The organism is Luteimonas panaciterrae, assembly GCF_020511115.1.
Taxonomy (GTDB): Bacteria; Pseudomonadota; Gammaproteobacteria; order Xanthomonadales; family Xanthomonadaceae; genus Luteimonas; species Luteimonas panaciterrae.
This window is the reverse complement of record NZ_JAJAVH010000007.1, coordinates 546,136-565,737: the sequence shown is the minus strand read 5'-3', so window position 1 is coordinate 565,737 and position 19,602 is coordinate 546,136. Positions and strand designations below refer to the sequence as shown.

The window sequence follows — 19,602 nt, the reverse complement described above, 5'->3', positions numbered from 1 at the left end:
CCATGGCCAACCTGCCACGCTCACGCAGCGCCATCTTCCCCCCACGCAACGGGCGCACGCCCTCGCGCGCGCTGGCGGAAGGCGATGCGGCGCCCGCCGCTGCAGCGCCGGTGACGAACACCAAACCGCAGGCGACCGAAACCATCGCGCGCCGTGCCGGCGCGATGGTCAATGAGATCGACTTCACCGGTTTCGTTGCGCAACTGGTGCACGGCACCTTCGATGCGATCGTCGATGCCTCGATCCGGCAGATGGAGAGCTACTCCAGCATGGTGGCGGCGGTGGCGAAGACGGTGGACCAGTTCACCGAGGAAAACGTCACCCCGAACCAGGCCCGCGATTGGCTGGCGACCCGCTATCCCGGCGATCTGCAACTGTTGTTGCCGGATGGTGCCGCGCGCACCGAACCGGAACTGGCGCCGCGCAAGGAAGGCTTGGCGCCGTCGTGGTTGAGTGACTACGGTGTCGAGGAAGGCGAGGAGCTGAGCACGGAACTGCTCGAACAGACCGTGCTGCCGCAGGTGCGGTTGAAGGTCGGTGGTGAGCGCCAGCAGTTGCTCGCGGCGATGGTGTTGCTCGGCATGCAGCGCGTGGTCGTGCGCGACGGCAGCATCACCAGCAAGGTGATGTTCCGCGCCGCCGCTACCGACGCGGCCAAGGTGAGCTATGCCACCAGCAGCGATCCGCAGCAGGTCAACAACTGGGGCGAACGTGGCGCGATGAGCTACGCGGGCCAGAGTTCGACCATGGTGTCGACGGTCGCCGTCAACGCGCAGAACGAATCCAATGTCCGCGCCGACCTGTTCGGCGAGGTCAAGCTCAATTTCGTCAGCGAGACGCTGCCGCTGGATCGCCTGGCCGATGCGGCGAAGATCGCGCTCGTGCAGCGGCAGGCACCGGCCATGCGCGCCGTCGCGCCGGTGACACCACCCACTCCCGGAACACTGGCGCCGACACCCGCGCCGACGCCCAGTGAAGGAGGCGCGTGATGCTGCGTGAACTCTCGCAACTGCTGAGCGAACTGCACGACGGCCTGCTGGCGGTGGAGGCGCGCGGCGGCGTGCAGCTCTCCGATGTCGAGATGACGCTGCCGCTGGAGTTGCGCCCCGTGTTGCGCGACGGCGGCTGCCGGCTGCTGGCCGACGTGCCTCGCAGTCGTGAGATCAATGATTGGTTCGCGTCACCTTCGAAATTGCGGATCGGCTGGAGTAGTGGCAACGCGGGCGGAGGCCAACCATGAGCGCGCAGATGCCTTCGCTGCTGCAAGACGCCGGTGTGCCCTTCGACCTGTTCATCCAGGCCTTGACCGAGCAGCTCGACAAGGCGCAGGCCGCGATGGCGATCAAGGCGCGCGTCGGAAAGATGCCGCTGACCTTCGCCGTGAAGGACGTCTCGCTCGACATCCGCGCCTTCGTGCAGTTGATCGAGGACGACGTCTACCTGCGTCCCGCCGGCCCCGGTGAAACCGAGGCCAGCACGATCAAGCTGGCGTTGACCACGATCACCAAGCCGATGATCGAGGAGAACGCGGTCAACTACCAGGCGGAAGATCCGAAGTTCAGCCTGCGCGAGGCGCTGGGCGATCAGATCTCGGACGACGATCAGCGCCGTCTGGAACGCATCGGCGTGCGCACCGTCGATCAGCTCAATGAGTTGAAGAACACCGCGGGCGCCGACGTGATCGCGCGGCTGTCACGCATGCCGGTCAACCGCCTGCAGCAGGCCTTGATGAAAGCCGCGGCGCCGCGTGTCACCCGCGTCGAGCGCAATGGTGGCGATGTGCCGCAGCGCGTGCATCTGAACGCACCGGGTCTGCGCATCGGTCGACTGCCGTTGATCCGCGCGGCGGGGCAGGCCGTGCCCGTGGTCGCGGCCGAGGACGGACAGATCGTGCTGGCGCCGCTGGCGATGCAGCTCGGTTGCGAGGCCGAAGTGGATTTCGGCGACGGCGAGGTCGCGCACGTGGAGTTGAGCGAAGGCCGGATCGGCCGGTGGAATGCGTCCTCGACGCACGCCGCGCAGCCAGGGGGCACGCCATGAACGCGCGCTCGTTCGCCGCCCGCGTGCCGCGCCGCCTGCTGCTGACGCTGAAGCTGGGCGAAGTCCCCGAGCATCTGCCCGGCCTGCGTGCCGTGCATGGTTATGGAACGCCCTTGGCCGAATACGTCGATCGCGGCGTGATCGATCGGTTGCTGCGTCATCACGGCGGCGCCTTCCGCGTCGCGCGCCTGCACAGCGCGCGCAAGCGCCGCGCGCAAAGCAAGGCGATCGGTGCGCACCGCTTCGACGATGTAGAACAGATCAGCGGAGTCGCGCGCGTGCTGCGCATCGAAGTGCGGGATTTCGAGACGTACGAAAACGAAGGGATGCCAGCCCTGCTGCAGGCGCTGGCGGAACTGCCGATGGTCGAGCGCGTGAGTGCCGACTATCTGTCGCGTGTGCCGCTGGACCGGCGCGAGCGGCCGACGTCGAACGAAGTTCCGGCGCAGTCATGGGCACGCGACGCGATCCGCCTGCCGCAGGCGCTGCAACTGGAAGGCGGAGATCCCGCGATCGTGATCGGCCTCGCCGACACAGGCGCGGCGCTCGAGCATGCCGAATTGACCGGCCGCATCCGCGCCGGCTTCGACAGCGTCGATCTCGATCCGGAAGCGGTTGGCGGCCTCACGCTCGTGGGCGATTTCCGCCATCGCGGCGAACGCCCGCAGGACGAAGTCGGTCACGGCAGCGGCTGTGCCGGCATCCTGGTGGCGCGGGGCCGCGACATTCCTTCCGGTGGTGCTGGCGCTTGCGGCCTGACCCCGGTGCGGGTGCTCGGCGCCGCACTCGGCCCCAACGACAAGCGCGTCGGCATCGGCGCCCTCGACAACATTGACGCCGGCATGAAGCGGCTGATCGATCTCGACGTGAAGGTGATCAACATGAGCTTCGGCACGCCGGAATCGGCCCTGCTCGCCGATGCGCCGCGGCCGCATGAGGAGATCGTGCGCTACGCGCTGGCGCGCGGCGTGATCCTGGTGGCGGCGAGCGGAAATTCGGGGCTGGAGGAAAAGTTCTATCCGGCCGCGCACGAGGACGTGATCGCGGTCGGCGCGGTCGACGAACAGCTGCGCCCGACTGGATTCAGCACGCGCGGCGACCACGTCGCGCTGTGCGCACCCGGCCGGGACATTCGCACCTGCGCGCTCGACGGCTACCAGAGCGCCACGGGCACCAGTTTCGCCGCGCCGTTCGTCAGTGCTGTCTGTGCGTTGTTGGCATCGCATGCGGCGCGCCGGGCCTGGCCGATCGACAGCGCGCTGGCGCGACAGCTGCTGATCGACAGTGCGCGTCCCTTCGCGAACGCGGGCGTGACCGGTTGCGGTCGCGGCGTGGTCGACGCGGCCGCGGCGCTGCGGGCGCTGGACGCGTACATCGATGCGCAGATCCGCGCCGAGGGCGAAGACGAATCCGATGTTGTTTCCGACGATGTTCCACCCGCGCTCGTTGCGGCATGACGCACGTGCGCGCGAGCCAACACAGCTGCCGAGGAGATTCCGATGGCGAAGAAGAAGAGTTCCACCAAGCCCAGAAAAAAGGCGGGCGCCGCGGCAGCTGCACATATTGCCGCGGGCTCTGCGAAGAGTAAGTCGGCGCCAGTCGCCGCTGCATCCGCCACCGACACCACTTCCAAGAGAGCAAATGCCATGTACCAGATCACCCGCATCCTTTCGATCGACCTGGGCGAGCGCGAGTTCAAGAAGCGACAGGAACTGCGCGCCCGTCGCCAGGTGCTGGAAACCATCGCCGGTACCGCTTCCACCAGCGGCGGACTCACGCCGAGCCAGATCGACGAGCTCGAGAAGATCAAGAAGCTCTTGTCGAGCGATACGGTGATCGATCCGTTCTATCGCGTGGTCGCGGCGACACAGCAGAAGAAGAGCTGGGAAGAGCTGGAGAAGAACCGCGAGAACATCCACGAGTATGGCCTGGTGGGATCGCAGCGTCAGGTCGCGGAGTCCGAGCTGAAAGCAGACGAGCAGGAGATTCTCGGCATTTGCGGCGTCCTGCAAATCGACGGCTACACGGATGCGAGCGTCAAGGGATTCGTGCAGCGTGTCAGCGTGGCGCAGGGCGAATACCGCGAGAACAAGGCGTTGTTCGATGCTGCTTTCGGCATGCTTTCTCGCAACTATCCGGTCAAGCTGGGGTCGCAGATCCAGGCCAAGCTGATCGATCCCAGCATCGTCGGATGTCTGACGGACGAAGACGATCCGGAGGAGCGCCGCAAGAATCCCGCGGATTACAACGATCCGGATCCGGGCGATACCGTGTACGCGCTGAGCATGCGCAACATCGCCGCGACCGTGCGCAGGCTGGCCGCCGATGGCGTCACCGCCAACGATTCCTGGCTCTCCAGCCGCATCCAGAACGTCTACGACATGCAGACCGGTGTCGTGGCCGGCGCACCGCCGTCGGCGCTGGAAATCATCCTGCCCGATCTGGACGAATCCACCGACATCGAGATCATCCGCGAGAACCTCAACGCGGTGCAGGCGATCTACTTCGCCTACATGCTGGAGGAGATGCGGTTGCCGCAGGTGGTGGAGCGCATCGTCGAGCTGTTCCGCGGAGGCTTGCTGCCGCTCGGTCGCGGCAAGGCCGGCGACTACTTGTTCAACTACTACAAGAAGGCCGGCGAGCGCATCACCGAGGGCGAGCGCCGCGATCTGTACATGCGCTGTTTCGGTGTGCCCGGTGGCGATCCCGGCAACAACGAGCCCAATCGCGAGTTCAACGAACTGTGGTTGCGCTTCGTCTCGGCCGTGTCTTCGTTCGGGCGGCAGCTCAGCGTCGATCGCTTGCTGCGCACCAACATCCCGGTGGCGGTCTCGCAGGAGCAGGTGCGCAAGGCCGCGCGCGATCTCGGTGCCAGTCTGTCGCGCAGCGGTTATGGCATCGCCTATTTCGCCGCGACCGAACTGCAGCAGATGATCCTGGAATATCGCGATCTGCTCAGCGATTCCGAGGTGCGCGGCTCGTTCGGGGCGCGCGACATGTGGCAGGTGATCGACCAGGTCAACTCCAATTATCTCGGTGGCGCGCGCAATACGCACCGGTTCCGCACCCAGGCGCGCTCCGGCGCGGTGATCATCCGCTGGATCGCCAACAACACCCAGCGCCTGAGCAACCGCTACGGCGAGGTGATTTCGGTCAATGCACTGACCAACCCGCAACTGCGCGGCAGCGACCAGCCGACCGTCGATCCCACCGACTGGGATCTGGTGCAAGCCTGCGAGCAGTGGCTGGCCGTCGGCGGCGTGCAGGAGGCCAGCATCGAGCAGTACGCGCAGCCGACCGAGTCGCCGGTGATCACCAGCCGGCCGATCGACATGCCGCAGGTGGCGCGCGACGTGCTCGACCAGGCCGGCATCAGCCTGCCTGGCATGTGAGAGACAAGGGAGAACGGCCATGTCAGACCGCAATGCAAAACCCGTCTCGAACCTGGTCAAGCGATCGCTGCGTTCCGCCGCGCAAGCGCTGGGAACGCGCGATCCGCTGCCCTACATCGACGGCCTGATCGATCGCACCTTCTACCTGCCGGACGATGATCTCTCCTACACCCAAAACGCCCTGACGCCGGGCGCGGTGCCATACGAACCTTCGTTCTCGGAAGCCGAGCCCGGCACGCTGCGCTTCACTATCGAGCCGCTCGGTCCCAATGCCTCGCCGGTGGCGCGGCGCGACGAGGCCACGCGCGAGATGCGGCGGCTGATCTCACCGATCTTCGGGCGGGATGCGTTGCGCTGGTTCGATTCGCGCAGCGAGGAGTGGCGTGGCTTTGGCGGGCTGAGCTGGATGAACTACGGCGCCTGGTTCGGGAGTGCCTTCGACGAGGATGGGCTGTACGCCACGAAGATCTACTACGAGCTGTTGCCCACGCAGATCGATGCGCTCTCGCCAGGACTGTCGCGATTGACGCGGATGATCATGGCGGAGATGCCCAACCTGATGCCGATCTTCACTTCGATCGGCTGCAAGAAGGAAACCGGCAGCCAGCGCGTCACCTTCCTGCATCGCGGCGCGCTGGCGGTGAACATGCTGGGGCCACTGATGAATCGTCTTGGGATCGGCCATCAGCTGCCGAGTCTGATGCGCATCGTCGGCGTGGCGCTCGGCGGTCGTTTCGAATTGCCGTCGGGTGGCGTGCTGATCGGCGTGCGCGAGACACCGGACGGCGCCGAGCTGAAGCTGGAGATCCTGCTGGCGGCGATTCCCGATCTGCCAGCGCGTTTCCTCGACCTGCTCAAGCTCGGTCTGGCCGAACGTCCGCGCCAGCTGGCCGCGCTGTCACGTTGGCTGGAAGCGTTCGGCATGGACGATGCTGGCGAACAGGGACATTTCTCCGTGCTCAGCATCCGTGTCACGCCGAGTTCGCCCGCGCGCATCAGCTTGTACGTGCGTCCGATCGAATTCGAGATGCGCGAGCAGATCGAGGAGGCGCGGTCGTTGCAGTAACCGCTTTCCCTTCTCCGGAGGGGAGAGCAGAAGAAAGTCGATTCAAGTCATTCCCGGAGCGCCGCCATGTCCGCAATCTTTCCCCGATCCAACCAGACGGCGCGGCCCGCGGCGCGCGCCGCCTCGGCGCCGCCGCCGGTGAGCCGGGAAACCCACGATGCCGCGCGCCGCGCCGTGCGCGATCTGCTCGAACGCAGTCGCTCCTTCAACGAACTCGCGCCCGATAAGCGCGAGGCGCTGGCGAAGGGGCTGGTGCAGATCGGCAGCTATCTGGCCGAACCCGACGGCGTGCGTCTGCGGCCCGACCAGCAGAGCCCGCAGGTGCGCGCACTGGCCGGCGAAAGCGGCGGCACCAGCCAGCAAAGCGGCAGCAATGTCAGTCAGGACGGTGAATTCAAGGCGCAGGGCGCGCGTGAAGGCGTGGCCGCGGCCGGTGCGTTGCTGCAGGCGGTCAACTTTCCCGAATTCTGCGCGGGCCTGATCAACGGCGTGTTCCATTCGATCGTGCAGAGTTCGATCGAACAGATGGAGGCCTACGCCAAACTTGTTGCCGACGTGTCGAAGAGCTTGAGCCAGTTCCGCGACGAGAACACCACGCAGAACCAGGGCCGTGATCATTTGGTCGAACAGTTCCCGGATCTGTTCCAGATTTCGATGGACAGCAACGATCCGTTCGCGAATTTTGGCGGCATGGGAGGTTCGGTCGGCTTCGGCGACGAACCGGCGCCCGCGCCGCAACCCCGCGTGACCGTGCGCGAAGGCGTCGACGAGAGCGTCGCCATCACGCGCATCAATCAGACGTTGCCGCTGGATCAGCCCATCGAGCGTCTCGACGATGAACTCGTCGAGGCGCTGCTGGTACCAGCGGCGCGCACCCAGATCGCCAGCAGCCGTCAGCAGTTGCTGGCGACGATGGTGACGCTGGGCTTGAATCGCATCGTGGTCACCAACGGCAAGCTGTCGGCGAAGGTGATGTATGACTTCCAGGCGCGCGACAACATGCAGTTCGCCAAGACCGCGCAGCAGTACGACTACGGCGATGCCGCCGTCACCACAGAATCGGTCACCGGCGGCGAGATCCGCCGCACCGGTCCGGGGCAGAACATCTACCGGCTGCCGAACGGCACCGTGGTCGAAGCCAAGCGCGATGCCAGTTTCTACACGCGTGGCGACTACAAGAGCGTGTCGCAGCCGCTGATCCAGATGACGTCGGTGACGCAAACCACGGCCGACGCCAGCCTCACCACCAAGGCCAGTCTCGCCGGCACGATGGAAGTGAATTTCAAGAGCGACTATCTGCCGCTGGAGAAGATGGCCAATCCCGAATCGATCGCCGCGATCCAGATGAACGCGCAGCCCGGCATGGTCAAGACGCTCGCCACCAATCGTCCCGCGCCGGGCTCGGCTCCGGCCGCATCGGCGCCCGGGGCGCCGCCCGCACCGGCCTCCACTCCCTGATTCCGAGAGCAGACCGCCATGTACGCTGCCGCCCGACAATCGCCAAGTGCCGCCGCCCAGGCGGTCGCCAGCCACACTTCCGCATCGGCCGCACCCGCGTGGCTGGATGACGACACGCTCCGCGCCGTGCGCCCGCAGGTGCGGCAACTGCTGGAGTCCTCGCCGGGCTTCCGCGAGTTGCCGGTCGCCGAGCAGCAGGAGCTCGCTCGCAACATGGTGCGCGTGGCTTCCTACATGGCCAATCCGGATGGCCTGGCCAAGCAGGAACTCACACCCGGCCAAGGCCTGCTGCGCAAGGATCTGCCCGCCGCGCAGGCGCTGGGCGACGCGGACGACGCGCCCGCCGCGCGTGCGCTGGCCGGGAATCCGGTCGATCAGGCCAAGGGCAAGGCATCGGAGAAGATCGGCACCTTCGCCGGCAGCGATTTCACCGCGGGGTCGGTGCAACAGGGCGCCACCAACTTCAAGAACTTCGTTGGCGCGGTCGATTTTCCGGCCTTCGTCGGCGGGCTGATCAAGAACGTGTTCCAGGCGATCGTCGAATCCTCCATCCAGCAGATGCAGGCTTATGCCGAGATGCTCAAGTCGGTGGCGCAGACCGTGGACCAGTTCGCCTCCGACAACATCAGCCTCAACAACGCGCGCGACTACGTGAGGGACAAGTATCCGGGCCAGTTCGAACTGGACACCAGCAACGCGGGTGATGGCGGGATGCCGCGGTTGATCCCGTCGGGTGATGATCCCGATGGTGTGCTGTCGCAGATCAACCAGGAGTTCGGCCTGGCCGAACCGATCACCGATGTTTCCGACGAGGAGCAGGAAACCCGGCTGGTGATGGCCGCGCGACTGCAGATGGCGCGTAGCCGTCAGCAACTGTTGGCTTCGATGGTGATGTTGGGCATCAGCCGCATCGTCGTCACCGACGGTCTCATCAATGCCAAGGTGGTGTTCGATTTCAAGGCGTCCGACGAGGCCAAGCGCGAGGCGGGCGCCTCGCTGTACGACAGCCAATCGAGTTCCAACCGCAACCGCACCAAGGCCAGCGCCGGCATCGGCTGGTTCGGCGGCGTGTCCACCGACAACGTCAACACGCAGTCGCACAAGACCGTGGTGTCTTCCTCGGTCAACGAGGACTCGGAATCCAAGCAGGAGATGAAAGCCAAGCTCACCGGCGAGGTGCGCGTGAACTTCAAGAGCGATTACCTGCCGCTGGAGAAGATGGCCACGCCCGGCATGATCGCCAGCATCCAGGGCAACGCCACGCCGTTCGATCCCAACGCACCGTCCAACCAGCGCGGTGCGGCGGGGGGCAACGCCGCCGCCGGCGCACCGGCCTGAGGCGCGCGCCCATGGGCCGTGTGTTGCCGCCGAGATTCCGCACTCGTCCGCGGAGCGAGCATGCGCCGCTGCTGCAGGCGCTGGCGGTCTCGCTGTCCGCGCTCGCGCGCCACACCTATGCCTTGTCGCTGGCGGAACTCGGCGACATCGATCTGCCGCCCGGCGCACCGAATGCGCTGGATCGCGCGCAGTTGCAGGCGGCGGCCCCCTTGTATTTCGCGAGCGAACTCGAAGCGGCCGGCCTGTTGCCGACGGCGGAACTCGTGGCCGGCCTGTTCGCCAGTGGCGCGATCACGCAGCCATTGGGGCCGGCCGCGCAACAGATCAACGCCTTCTGGCGCGGCCGCCGCGAACGGCTCGATGTCAACGAACGCAATGCGATCTTCCTGCGTGTGTTCGAAGCGCCGCATTTCGAGCGGTTGATGTCCGCGTATTGCGAGGCGATCGTCGCCCAGGCCGATGGCGCCGACATGCGCGAGGGCGTCACGCTGGAAACCTGCGGGCAGGCGCTGGGCGAATTCCTGGCGCAGCGCACCGATCCGATGGCGTCGATGGCGGCGCACGATATCGTCGAGAACATCAATGACGCGCTGAAGTTCCTGCGCGATCGGCTGCTGCTGGTCGCCTTCGGCGCGAACTCGCTGTGGTCGCTGCTGGCGGTGGCCGGCGCGGTGCAGGGCGGTAGCGCCGGTCTGATCCAAAATCGTGTCGATCGCGGACGCGCCGGACAGACCGTGCTGCTGTGGCTGGCCGGGCATTACGAGGTGATGCTGCCGCAGCTCGATCCCAGCCGTGCCGATCACATCGAGGTCATCTCGGCGGCGCAGCGCTGGCTCAGCGCGCGCCCGACCGCCGCGATGACGCCCTCCGCGGGCGTGACGCCGGCATTGCCGATCGCGGTGTGAATCATGATGAACGCCGTGGTCGCCGCCCCGCCTGCGCAGACAGCCCGGCAGCCGCCGCCATGGATTCGCGGCGCGGTGCGCGACGTGCTCGAGCGCGCGCCGCATTACCAGAGTCTTTCGCCGGAGGATCGCCGCTCGCTGGCGCAGGCGATGGTGAAGGTGTCGACCCTGGCGGCCGAGTTGATCTCGGAAGAGGAGCACGCGCAGGAAGAGGTCGAGCATCAGCGTGCGCCTGGGCGCGCGACCACGCTCGCGCGCGCGCAGGACGCGCCCGACTTCGGCGCGGCCGCGGATCGCGTCGCGACCACCACGCAGAACGTGCTCAACGCCGTATCGTTCCCGCGTTTTGTCACCGATCTGATCAACGGCGTGTTCCGCGCCATGCTCGACTCCAATTCGCAGCAGATGCAGCAGTATGTGGAACTGCTCGGTGCGGTCTCGGCATCAGCAGAAGGCTTCGAGCGCACCCAGTTTGGCCTGTCACAGGTGCGGCAATGGGTGGCCGATCATTTTCCCGAGGCGATCGAATACGACACGCCGGATCCGGGCGATGAACCCGATCCAGAGGAAGTCGCCAACATCCGGCTGCGCCTGCGTGGCGGCGCCTCGATGCCGAATGCGGAAGAGATCCGCGCCACGCTGGGAATGGGGCCGGAAGAGTCGGTGGACGCCAGCAATCCGGAACAACTCGTGCCGTTGGCGCGCCGCTATCTCGCCCGCCAGCGGCAGCAGATGCTGGCGACGATGGTGTCGATGGGCATGCAGCGCATCGTCGTCGACAGTGGACGCATCACCGCGGGCATGCGCTTCCACATCGACACGCGCAGCGCCGCCAATGAGGAACGCGGCACGCAGTTCGGCATGCAGAACCGTGTGCGTGCTTCCGGGAGTTTCGGCGTCGGTCCCTGGGGCGCGAGCGCGGAGGTCGAGAACAACATCAGCTACGTCTCCACGCAGCGCAATCAGAGTTCGGAGGAGATGAATACCGATCTCGAACTCAACTCCTCGGTCGAGCTGAATTTCCGCAGCGATTATCTGCCGCTCAACCAAATGGCGGCGCAGGCACAGGCCGACCGCATTCGCAACGCGACCTTGAATCCTTCCGCGGAAATCCCCGATCCGAGCGCCGCGCGCACGGCACGGCTGCAGGCACAGATTGGTGCCGAGCGCGAGCGCCGCACGGCGATGGACAGTGCGATCGATGCGGCCGGACGCCCGGCGACTCCAAGTGGGGCGCTCCCGAATCCACGCATGCCTGGAACGGGAACGGGCGGGACGAGGACAGGCACAGGCACAGGCACAGGCACAGGCACAGGCACAGGCACACGCACAGGCACAGGCACAGGCACAGGCACACGCACAGGCACAGGCACAGGCACAGGCACACGCACAGGCACAGGCACAGGCACAGGCACACGCACAGGCACAGGCACAGGCTCAGGCACAGGCACAGGCACAGGCACAGGCACAGGCACAGGCACAGGTACCGGCACAGGTACCGGCACAGGCGCGGCCCGTCGCTAACGCATCAAAGTTCTTGCGTACTGCCGCGATGCGATGCCGACATTAGATGACGGGACTTCCGTGTCCGCTTGTCGACGTCTCCTACGAACCACATGCAACGCGGAAGTGTGCATGCGATGCATCCACGCCCCATGTGCGTCGATGCGCAACACGAGGGAAGCGCATTCGATCATTTCCGCCGAATCAGCGCATCGAGCGACGAATTCACACCGCTTTCACGCCAATCACGACGACGTCGTCGCGAAATCACGGCGGATGATGCATTGCCACATGACTGTCGCAGACGTCTCGGTATGCTCCGGCCTGTACGCCGTTGCTGGATGCGACGGTGAATCAGTCGGGGCATCGTGGGCAGGACGCCGATGGATCGCACCGCTCGTGATCTGGGGAAAACGATGCGCATCTCTCGTTCCTGGCGACGCCAGTTCGCCTTGCTGACGGCGCTGGCGGCTTGTCCGTTGGCGGTACAGGCCGCCACCGGCGTCGCCTTCGTGCACGGCACCGGCAATCAAAGCAATGCCTATCAGGATTATTGGCAGCCGACGATGGTCGACAACGTGCGGGCCGGCCTTGCCAATCCGGCCAACTACGTGGTCATCAATTGCGATTTCGAACAGTACATGTGGGACAGCCGCGCCGCCGGCTGCCTGGCGCAGCAGCTGACCGATTTCATCAATGCCAAGCAGATCACGCAGCTGATCGTCATCACGCATTCCAACGGCGCGAACGTGATGCGCTGGATTCTTTCCAATCCCACCTACGACAGCCGTTACCCGAACATCATCAGCAAGGTGGTGCGTGTCAACGCGCTGGCGCCGTCTTCCGCGGGTACGCCGCTGGCGGATGCCGTGATGAACGGCAACGGATTCGAGCAGGCGGTCGGTTGGCTGCTCGGTTACGAGTCCGACGCGGTGCGCATGCAGCAGGTCAGCTGGATGGCGACCTATAACGCCAACAATCTCTACGGCACATCGGGACGGCCGGCGTTGCCGAAGCCGTTCCGCAGCGTGGTCGGCACCGATGTGGACTCCTCGCCGTTCGATGGCGACAGCTACTGTGGTGGCTATTCGCTCAATGTCGGTCTGGAGGTGACGCAGGAATGGCTCGACAGCTGTTCGGACGGTTTCCTCAACTGCTCCAGCCAGTCGGCCGCGGGCACCGTGTGGTTCCAGGACAAGCAGCGCACCGCCGGTGCGGAGCCCCTGAGCCACAACCAGAGCCGTCGAGCCTGCTTCACGCTCGACACCATCCTGCGCAACAACATGACTCCGTGAGGCCGACCATGCGAACGATCCTTGCTCTCGCTCTGCTTGCCGCCGGTCTCGATGCCGCCGCTGCGGAGACACCCATGTTGCCGCCCTCGGCATCCGATCAGGTGCCGCGCCATCTCGTGACGCTGGCCATGCCTGCGCGCGCTGTCTCCGAACGTGCGCCGGTGCAATTCTCCTGGGCGCTGGACCCCAACGCCGCGATCGTCGCCGACCCCAAGCCTGCCGCGGTGGAAAGCCGCGAGTATTGGCAGGAAGTGGACGGTGCCGATTTGCAGCGCGGTGTCGGCGTCACCACCACATCACCCGGCGCGTTGATCCGCGTCAGTCCCGCGGCGGACGCGGCGAAGGTGTCCGCCGATGCGGTGCGCGTATCTCGCGGCGGCCGCGAGGTCGCCCTGGCCAAGCGCAGCGGCGGTGAACAGTTGCGTGCCGCGGGTCTCGCGGCGAACGACAGGACGGCTGTCGTGAAGCTTGCCGAAGATGCATCGCCGGGGCGATACGACGTCCGTCTGGCGCAGGCGCGCGGCCGCTACGTCATGCATGTCTACGAGCCCCGCAGTGAGGTGCGCATGCGCGCTGCATTGAGTCGGGATCATGCCCTTGCCGGCGAGAACGGCGAAATTCGTGTCGACCTGCTGCGTGGCGATGCGCGCATGAAAGGCGCGCAAGGCGGCGCATTGCTGGTCTCGCCGTCGGGACGCAGCTGGCCGCTGTCGCTGACCGCGGATGGCGCTGGCGCCTTGCGTGCCAAGGTGCCGCTGCCCGCCGATGCCGAGAGTGAACCGGGCCTGTGGGAAGTGCAGGTGTTCGCGAACGCCGGCGACGTGCAGCGCGATGTGCGTACTGCGATCGCGGTCGCGCAGCCGACGGCGAAACTAGATGGCAGCTATCGGTTCGATGCCGCCGCGCTGCGTTTCGATCTTCCCGTCCAGGCGGCCTCGCCGGGCCGCTATGAAGTACGCGGCACGCTGTACGCAACCGGGCCCGGGAATGCGTTGCGGCCAGTCGCCATCGCTCACAGCGCGCGCTGGATCGAGAATGGAGCCGGAGCCGTTGCGCTGGCCTTCAATCGCGCGGATCTGCCGGCCGGCTACGGCGCTCCGTTCGAACTGCGTGATGTCGAATTGAACGATCAGACGCGGCTCGCGCCCGTCGAGCGGCGTACACGGGTCGCTCGAATCTCGCGCTAGAAAAAAGAAAGCCGATGGCGGCAACCGCCGCCATCGGCTGGTTGGAGCGGAACATCGTCAATTGGAGGTGTTGGCGATTCCGAACTGGACCAGGTTCTGGCTCACTTTCTCGGGCTGGCCATCGTTCTGGATCGGTGCGCCGCCGGTGATATCGAGGTGGTGGAATCCCTTGAACACCACGGCATTGGTTGCGTAGAAGGGATCGTCCGGATTCAGAATCGTGATGAACGGATCGAGCGCGCTGGTGACTCTCTGGATCTCGCCGTGTTCACCGTACGTGATGTCGCGCGGCCTCAAAGTCGCGGCGTTGCGGTAGCGCAGATTCTCGAACTTGCCGTGACGTGGCCCAAGGAAGTAGAGGTTGTCCAGCACGGTCGCCATCGAGACGTAGATGTCGGCGTGCGAGGCAGGCCCTTCGACCATCGTTCGAGCGTAGTCGTGGATATCGACCGACTCGTCATCCGGTGTCGTGTACTCGCCGCCATACCAGAATCGTCCCGGAATCTGCCGGTAGTTCCGCCAGGTGGTCAGCACGAACGGGTTCATCGGAGCGGCTTTGCGATCCGTGTTCGTATGCAGGATCTGCTCGAGCAGTGGCCCCACCAGCGGGAGGCTGCCGAGTTGGGAGGGAATAGGAAAGGTCTTGTCCTTCACCGGCCCGCCGCCGAAGCTGCCGACGCCCGCATGCAACAAGCCGAGGATCTGCGAATTGTTGTCGAACAGGGCGCCAAGCAATGCTTCATTGGTGTAGCGGAAGCTGCGGACATCAGGAATGCCGGTGGTGAACTGGAGATAGCTGCTGGAGAGGAACACCTTCAGCGTCGTATCCAGGTTCGGCGTGTGTGGCAATTGCCTCAACAGATCGGATTCGGCATCCGGTTCGAGATAGGCGGCCAGGGCGGTGAGATTGAACAGGAACCAGGTTTCCGGCGTGATCACGACGCCAAGATCGAGCGCGGGCATCAGCTCCGTGTTGGTGAGCAGTGCGCCGAGCGAGGTGTTCAAGAGATTGCCGATCCCGCCGACGATTCCGCCAAGTACCGGTTTCTCGCTGAGGTCCGCGGGGTCGGTATGAATGAAAGATTCGTGGGCGAAATAGGCGCGGCAATTCTTGTAGCCGGCATCGTCGGTAGTGGTGGGATCGCCGTCGAAATCCCAGCCGATGAACAGACCGGTGAGCCATCCGCCCATCGACTGCCCGCCGCAGATCAACTTGCGCGCGCGTACCGCCGGATCGGGTAGACCTTCCGTCATCGCCAGACGCCAATCCTTGAGGACCTGCACGCCGTCGATATTTTTCAGAAATCCGATCTGCGGCCCTTTGAGGAAGCCGGCGAATTTCTTGCCATCGATGATCTTGCCTTTGTAGTAGTAGTCGATCGCGACGTGGTAGTCGCGCTGCGCGAGGCCGGCGTCGAGACCGGTGCGATCGACCAGGCAGGTGCCGCGACGGCTCATCGACCAGAACTCGACATGCTTGCCCGCGGCCGCGGCTTTCTGCACGACCTGGCGGGCGAGGATGTCGTAGGTCATGGACGCGCCGCGAAGGCCGGGCTGCGCGGTGTAGACGATGTCTGCGTCCGAGGAGTTGGCCGGGCCTTTCGCATCGCGATAGCGCATGTAGCTGATCCAGTCGCAAGCTTCCGGATGCGCGCCGACGGAAGCCGGTAACGGCGAATAGAGCGAGACGTAGCTCTCGATCACGCCGGGCGCGGGATTGAGCGACTGGACCGCGACTTCCTTGCGCGTGCCGACTTCGATGGCGGTGGCTTGGCTGGCCATGCCGAGCCAGGCGGCTCCGGCGGACAAGAGCAGACCGAATGATCGCGCCGTTCGAGAACGACCGCGAAGAGGTGATGTGGATGGGGAGTGGGGGCGGGATGTCACGAGAGATCTCCGAAAGGATGGGTCGATGGCATGCTTCGTCGTGCGTTCGACAGCATTTCCCATCACTCGACATCCATTGGTCGGTGATTCTGCTCGGGGATGCCTGGCAGGGATGGGCGTTTGGAGTGCTACGCGCGGCAGGCTGTCGATGGCTGCCGTGGCGTTCTGGATTCCGGGATCGTACGGGCTGGTAAAAACGCAGCGTTCGTTGCTATGAAAAAGTCGGCGGCCGTTTTGCAACGGCCGCCGATGTGCGGCCATGTATCGTCAGTGGGATGTATTGGCGATTCCGAACTGGACCAGATGCGTGCTCACTCGCTCGGGCTGGCCATCGTTCTGGATGGGCGAGGCGCCGGTCATGTCGAGGTGGTTGTATCCGGGGAACGTCACCGCATCGTCCAGGCCGATCGGGTTATCCGGATTGAGGATCGAGAGCAAGGGATCGCTCAGCTTGAATCCCGCATTGACCATGCTTTTCTCGGCGATCATGACGGTGCGCGGCCTCAGCGTCGCCGCATCGCGGTAGCGCAGGTTTTCAAACTTGCCATGCTGCGGCCCCACCAGATAGAGGACGTCCAGAATCATCCCCATCGAGATATAGGCATCGGCATGCGTGGCCGGCCCTTCGAACATCGTGCGTGCATAGTCATGGAAATCGACGCGCTCGTCATCCGGCGAGGTGTAGTTCGTGCCGTACCAGGTGCGGCCGGGAATCTGCTGATAGCCACGCCAAGTGGTGAGCACAAAGGGATTGATCGGCCCGACCTTGCGCGTGGTGGTCCCCAGCAGCGGTCCCAATAGCGGTCCCACCAACGGCAGGTCGCCGATCTGGGACGGTATCGGGAAGGTCTTCTCCGCGACCGGCCCACCGCCGAAACTGCCGAGACCTGCACCCATCAAGGAAATGACTTGCGTATTGTTGTCCAGCAGGGCGCCCAGTAGCGCCGCATTGGTGTAGCGGAAGCTGCGGACGTCTGGGATGCCGGTGACGAACTGGAGATAGGTGTTGGACAAAAACACCTTCAAAGTGATGTCCAGGTTCAGGTTATGCGGGAGCTGTCTCAGCAGATCGGACTCGGCATCCGGTTCGAAATAAGCGGCCATGCCGATGATGCTGTAGATGAACCAGGTCTCCGGCGTGAGCACAACACCGGTATTGAGAGCAGGCATCAGTTCCGAATCGACAAGCACGGCGCCAGCCGAGGTGTTGAGCATGTTGCCGATGGCGCCGACGATTCCACCGAGGATGGGTTTCTGCTCCAGCGCGGCAGGATCGGTGCTCACCATCGAGTCATGGGCGAAGTAGGCACGGCAATTCTTGTATCCGGCGTCGTCGTTGGTCGCGGGGTTGCCGTCGAAATCCCAACCGATGAACATGCCCGTGATGAGTGCCCCCATCGAGTGGCCACCACAGATGAGCTTGCTGGCCCGGACCTTCGGATCGGGCAGGCCTTCGGTCATGATGAAGTGCCAGTCCTTGATGATCTGCACGGCATCGATGTACTTCAGGAATCCGATCTGAGACCCACTCAGGAAGCCTGCGAATTTCTTGCCATCGATGATCTTGCCTTTGTAGTAGTAGTCGACTGCGACGTGGTAATCGCGCTGCGCGGCAGCTGCGTCAAGGCCGGTGCGGTCGACGAGGCAGACGGTCCTGCGAGGCGTGGTCCAGAATTCGGCATGCTTGCCGGCGGCCGCCGCTTTTTGCACGACCTGGCGGGCCAGCGTGTCATAGGCCATGGCTCCGCTGCGCAGGCCAGGCTGCGCGGTGTAGACGATGTCCGCATCCGAGGAGGCGGACGGACCTTTTGCGTCGCGATAACGCATGTAGGTGATCCAGTCACAAGCCTCCGGATGCGCTCCGACGGAGGCCGGCAGTGGTGCGTAGAGCGAGACAAAAGTCTGGATCACACCAGGCGCGGGATTGAGCGACTTGACCACGATTTCCTTGCGTGTACCGATTTCGGTGGCACTGGCTGAGCCGGACAAGGCCAGCCAGGCGAATCCGACGAGCAGAAGCAAACTGGACATCCAGCGCGATGGACGCGACCGGTCGCGATGGGGCGATGTTGAGTGATGCTGCAACGACATGGAAACTCCCTCCAGAGTGATAAAAACCGGCGACCGTCTTACGACGGCCGCCGACGCAATGCGCTTCATCGTCGGGATCGGGGAATGCGCCTCCGATGAAGCCATTGGTTAGTGACTGTTATTGATCAGTACTCCCAACGCGCCACCCCAACCACCAACGGCGATATCGATCTTGCCGTCCTTGTTGAAGTCGGCGAGCACCGGCGTCTGCGGAAGCAGCGCGATGGGCAGGTCCTGACGGTTGATGAGCTTTCCGGTGCCGTCGTTTTCATAGACGGTCGCCCAGATGCCGATCACCGAAGTGACGACAAGGTCCTTATCCCCGTCGTTGTCGAGGTCCGCGGCGCGGATGCTCACCGGGCCGGGTTGGAACGTCGAGTTCAACAGGATGTCTCGAAGCTCGGTGGGCGCATCGGTCGTGACGCTTTCGTTGATCTTTTGCTTCGCCTCGGCCACGAGATTCTGGACGCTTGCGTCCTCGGTGCCGGCCTTGCCGACGTTCTCGTAAGTCTTTGGTGCGAATCCTTTGCTGCTGAGAATCACCGAGATATTGAAGCTGAAGGAGTTGGCCGTGGCGTAATCGTCAACGCCGTCACCATCGAGATCGGCGACCACGACATCTTCGGGAATGAAGCCGGTATTGATCGATCTCAGTTTGGCGAAGCTGCCATCACCATTACCTTTCCACAGGGAAACACCACGGAAGAAGGCACCGCCGGGAAGACTCTCCACGACGGCGGCATCAGGGTATTGATCGTTATTCAGATTCGTTTCTCTGAACGCGGCGGTGACTCCCACGGGGCCGCTGATCTTGACGCCGCCGCCCAGCTTGGGAGTGCCGTCGCCGAGAAATGTGGTGAGCGTGGCGGCGGTGCCGGTGACGAGATCGAGCTTGCCGTCCCTGTTGGTATCGATGAGCGGCGTGAACAGCTGACCGCCGAGGACGATGAATTTCGTGGTGCCGTGGCGGAAGGTGCCGTCACCATTGCCCAGCAGGAGGGCCACGAAGGGCCCCGTTTCGACCGCGATGTCCGCGAAGCCGTCTCGGTTGACATCCCCGGTGTTCACGCACTGAGTTGCGTACAGATAGGGAATGTCGAGGAAGCCAAGCAACGGATCCTTCAATTTCACGTTGATCCTGATGGGTGCCTTGAAAGTTCCGTCGCCGTTGCCGAGCACCACCACGGGAGTGCTGAAGGGCAGATACGGGTCCGCGAGGACCAGATCGATGTTCCCGTCGTTGTTGAAATCGGCACTGTCCATCGAATCCGCGGAAGGGCCGGGGCCGATGAGAACACCGGTCGGATAGGTTTTCGGACTCGCGAACGAAATGGCGGCCTGAGCCGATGTGCTCAGCATGAATCCGGCTGCGACCATCGCGGCTAAAGCAGTCTTTCTTGCAGTCATGCGTTTGTTCTCCCATCGATGTTGAGGGCATCC

The 19,602-nt window shown here is 64.5% G+C and carries 15 protein-coding genes; 12 read left to right on the top strand and 3 right to left on the bottom strand.

Translation table 11 applies throughout. The features are described 5' to 3' along the window. Nucleotides 1-2 precede the first annotated feature (2 nt). The 12 genes from LG367_RS10560 to LG367_RS10505 all read left to right on the top strand — a co-directional run bounded on the left by LG367_RS10560 (nucleotide 3) and on the right by LG367_RS10505 (nucleotide 14,184). A complete protein-coding gene (locus LG367_RS10560) occupies nucleotides 3-989 on the top strand; it encodes a hypothetical protein (RefSeq protein ID WP_226469190.1) in 987 nt (328 codons plus the stop codon). After that, a complete protein-coding gene (locus LG367_RS10555) occupies nucleotides 989-1,240 on the top strand; it encodes a hypothetical protein (RefSeq protein WP_226469189.1) in 252 nt (83 codons plus the stop codon). Before LG367_RS10560 ends, LG367_RS10555 begins: the two co-directional genes overlap by 1 nt. After that, nucleotides 1,237-2,040, top strand: a complete 804-nt coding sequence (locus LG367_RS10550; RefSeq protein WP_226469188.1) for a hypothetical protein — start codon at nucleotides 1,237-1,239, stop codon at nucleotides 2,038-2,040. Before LG367_RS10555 ends, LG367_RS10550 begins: the two co-directional genes overlap by 4 nt. Further along, the gene (locus LG367_RS10545) at nucleotides 2,037-3,497 is read left to right on the top strand and encodes a S8 family peptidase (protein WP_226469187.1); all 1,461 of its coding nucleotides are present in this window, start codon (nucleotides 2,037-2,039) and stop codon (nucleotides 3,495-3,497) included. The genes LG367_RS10550 and LG367_RS10545 overlap by 4 nt, the downstream gene beginning before the upstream one ends. Nucleotides 3,498-3,686: 189 nt before the next feature. Further along, nucleotides 3,687-5,432: a hypothetical protein gene (locus LG367_RS10540; protein ID WP_226469186.1), complete on the top strand. Its 1,746-nt coding sequence runs from the start codon at nucleotides 3,687-3,689 to the stop codon at nucleotides 5,430-5,432. A 19-nt stretch (nucleotides 5,433-5,451) separates the two neighbouring features. Next, entirely contained in the window at nucleotides 5,452-6,498 is a 1,047-nt protein-coding gene (locus LG367_RS10535; RefSeq protein ID WP_226469185.1) for a hypothetical protein, read from the top strand. Between the two features lie 66 nt (nucleotides 6,499-6,564). Further along, nucleotides 6,565-7,956 carry a hypothetical protein gene (locus LG367_RS10530; protein WP_226469184.1) on the top strand — a complete coding sequence of 464 codons (1,392 nt, stop codon included), beginning with the start codon at nucleotides 6,565-6,567 and terminating at the stop codon, nucleotides 7,954-7,956. Nucleotides 7,957-7,974: 18 nt separating this feature from the next. Further along, entirely contained in the window at nucleotides 7,975-9,294 is a 1,320-nt protein-coding gene (locus tag LG367_RS10525; protein WP_226469183.1) for a hypothetical protein, read from the top strand. An 11-nt stretch (nucleotides 9,295-9,305) separates the two neighbouring features. Beyond that, nucleotides 9,306-10,199 carry a hypothetical protein gene (locus LG367_RS10520; protein ID WP_226469182.1) on the top strand — a complete coding sequence of 298 codons (894 nt, stop codon included), beginning with the start codon at nucleotides 9,306-9,308 and terminating at the stop codon, nucleotides 10,197-10,199. 3 nt (nucleotides 10,200-10,202) lie between these two features. Continuing rightward, complete coding sequence (locus LG367_RS10515; protein ID WP_226469181.1) at nucleotides 10,203-11,723, top strand: hypothetical protein; 1,521 nt, start codon at nucleotides 10,203-10,205, stop codon at nucleotides 11,721-11,723. Nucleotides 11,724-12,118: 395 nt separating this feature from the next. Further along, the gene (locus tag LG367_RS10510; RefSeq protein ID WP_226469180.1) at nucleotides 12,119-12,997 is read left to right on the top strand and encodes a hypothetical protein; all 879 of its coding nucleotides are present in this window, start codon (nucleotides 12,119-12,121) and stop codon (nucleotides 12,995-12,997) included. A gap of 8 nt (nucleotides 12,998-13,005) precedes the next feature. Beyond that, a complete protein-coding gene (locus tag LG367_RS10505) occupies nucleotides 13,006-14,184 on the top strand; it encodes a DUF4785 family protein (RefSeq protein ID WP_226469179.1) in 1,179 nt (392 codons plus the stop codon). 57 nt (nucleotides 14,185-14,241) lie between these two features. Here LG367_RS10505 and LG367_RS10500 read toward each other — a convergent pair whose 3' ends face one another. The 3 genes from LG367_RS10500 to LG367_RS10490 all read right to left on the bottom strand — a co-directional run bounded on the left by LG367_RS10500 (nucleotide 14,242) and on the right by LG367_RS10490 (nucleotide 19,569). Then, nucleotides 14,242-15,966, bottom strand: a complete 1,725-nt coding sequence (locus LG367_RS10500; protein WP_226469178.1) for a hypothetical protein — start codon at nucleotides 15,964-15,966, stop codon at nucleotides 14,242-14,244. A gap of 372 nt (nucleotides 15,967-16,338) precedes the next feature. Next, nucleotides 16,339-18,231, bottom strand: coding sequence for a hypothetical protein (locus LG367_RS10495; protein WP_226469177.1), 1,893 nt, complete (start codon nucleotides 18,229-18,231; stop codon nucleotides 16,339-16,341). Nucleotides 18,232-18,270: 39 nt separating this feature from the next. After that, the gene (locus LG367_RS10490; RefSeq protein WP_226469176.1) at nucleotides 18,271-19,569 is read right to left on the bottom strand and encodes an FG-GAP repeat domain-containing protein; all 1,299 of its coding nucleotides are present in this window, start codon (nucleotides 19,567-19,569) and stop codon (nucleotides 18,271-18,273) included. Nucleotides 19,570-19,602: the final 33 nt, after the last annotated feature.

Bases quoted from the DNA above. Each gene is read 5' to 3' on its own strand.
- LG367_RS10550 (WP_226469188.1), top strand. From the start codon at position 1,237: ATGAGCGCGCAGATGCCTTCGCTGCTGCAAGACGCCGGTGTGCCCTTC.
- LG367_RS10500 (WP_226469178.1), bottom strand. From the start codon at position 15,966: ATGGCCAGCCAAGCCACCGCCATCGAAGTCGGCACGCGCAAGGAAGTC.
- LG367_RS10520 (WP_226469182.1), top strand. From the start codon at position 9,306: ATGGGCCGTGTGTTGCCGCCGAGATTCCGCACTCGTCCGCGGAGCGAG.
- LG367_RS10540 (WP_226469186.1), top strand. From the start codon at position 3,687: ATGTACCAGATCACCCGCATCCTTTCGATCGACCTGGGCGAGCGCGAG.
- LG367_RS10555 (WP_226469189.1), top strand. From the start codon at position 989: ATGCTGCGTGAACTCTCGCAACTGCTGAGCGAACTGCACGACGGCCTG.
- LG367_RS10545 (WP_226469187.1), top strand. From the start codon at position 2,037: ATGAACGCGCGCTCGTTCGCCGCCCGCGTGCCGCGCCGCCTGCTGCTG.
- LG367_RS10525 (WP_226469183.1), top strand. From the start codon at position 7,975: ATGTACGCTGCCGCCCGACAATCGCCAAGTGCCGCCGCCCAGGCGGTC.
- LG367_RS10490 (WP_226469176.1), bottom strand. From the start codon at position 19,569: ATGACTGCAAGAAAGACTGCTTTAGCCGCGATGGTCGCAGCCGGATTC.
- LG367_RS10515 (WP_226469181.1), top strand. From the start codon at position 10,203: ATGATGAACGCCGTGGTCGCCGCCCCGCCTGCGCAGACAGCCCGGCAG.
- LG367_RS10530 (WP_226469184.1), top strand. From the start codon at position 6,565: ATGTCCGCAATCTTTCCCCGATCCAACCAGACGGCGCGGCCCGCGGCG.
- LG367_RS10560 (WP_226469190.1), top strand. From the start codon at position 3: ATGGCCAACCTGCCACGCTCACGCAGCGCCATCTTCCCCCCACGCAAC.
- LG367_RS10535 (WP_226469185.1), top strand. From the start codon at position 5,452: ATGTCAGACCGCAATGCAAAACCCGTCTCGAACCTGGTCAAGCGATCG.
- LG367_RS10495 (WP_226469177.1), bottom strand. From the start codon at position 18,231: ATGAAGCGCATTGCGTCGGCGGCCGTCGTAAGACGGTCGCCGGTTTTT.
- LG367_RS10505 (WP_226469179.1), top strand. From the start codon at position 13,006: ATGCGAACGATCCTTGCTCTCGCTCTGCTTGCCGCCGGTCTCGATGCC.
- LG367_RS10510 (WP_226469180.1), top strand. From the start codon at position 12,119: ATGCGCATCTCTCGTTCCTGGCGACGCCAGTTCGCCTTGCTGACGGCG.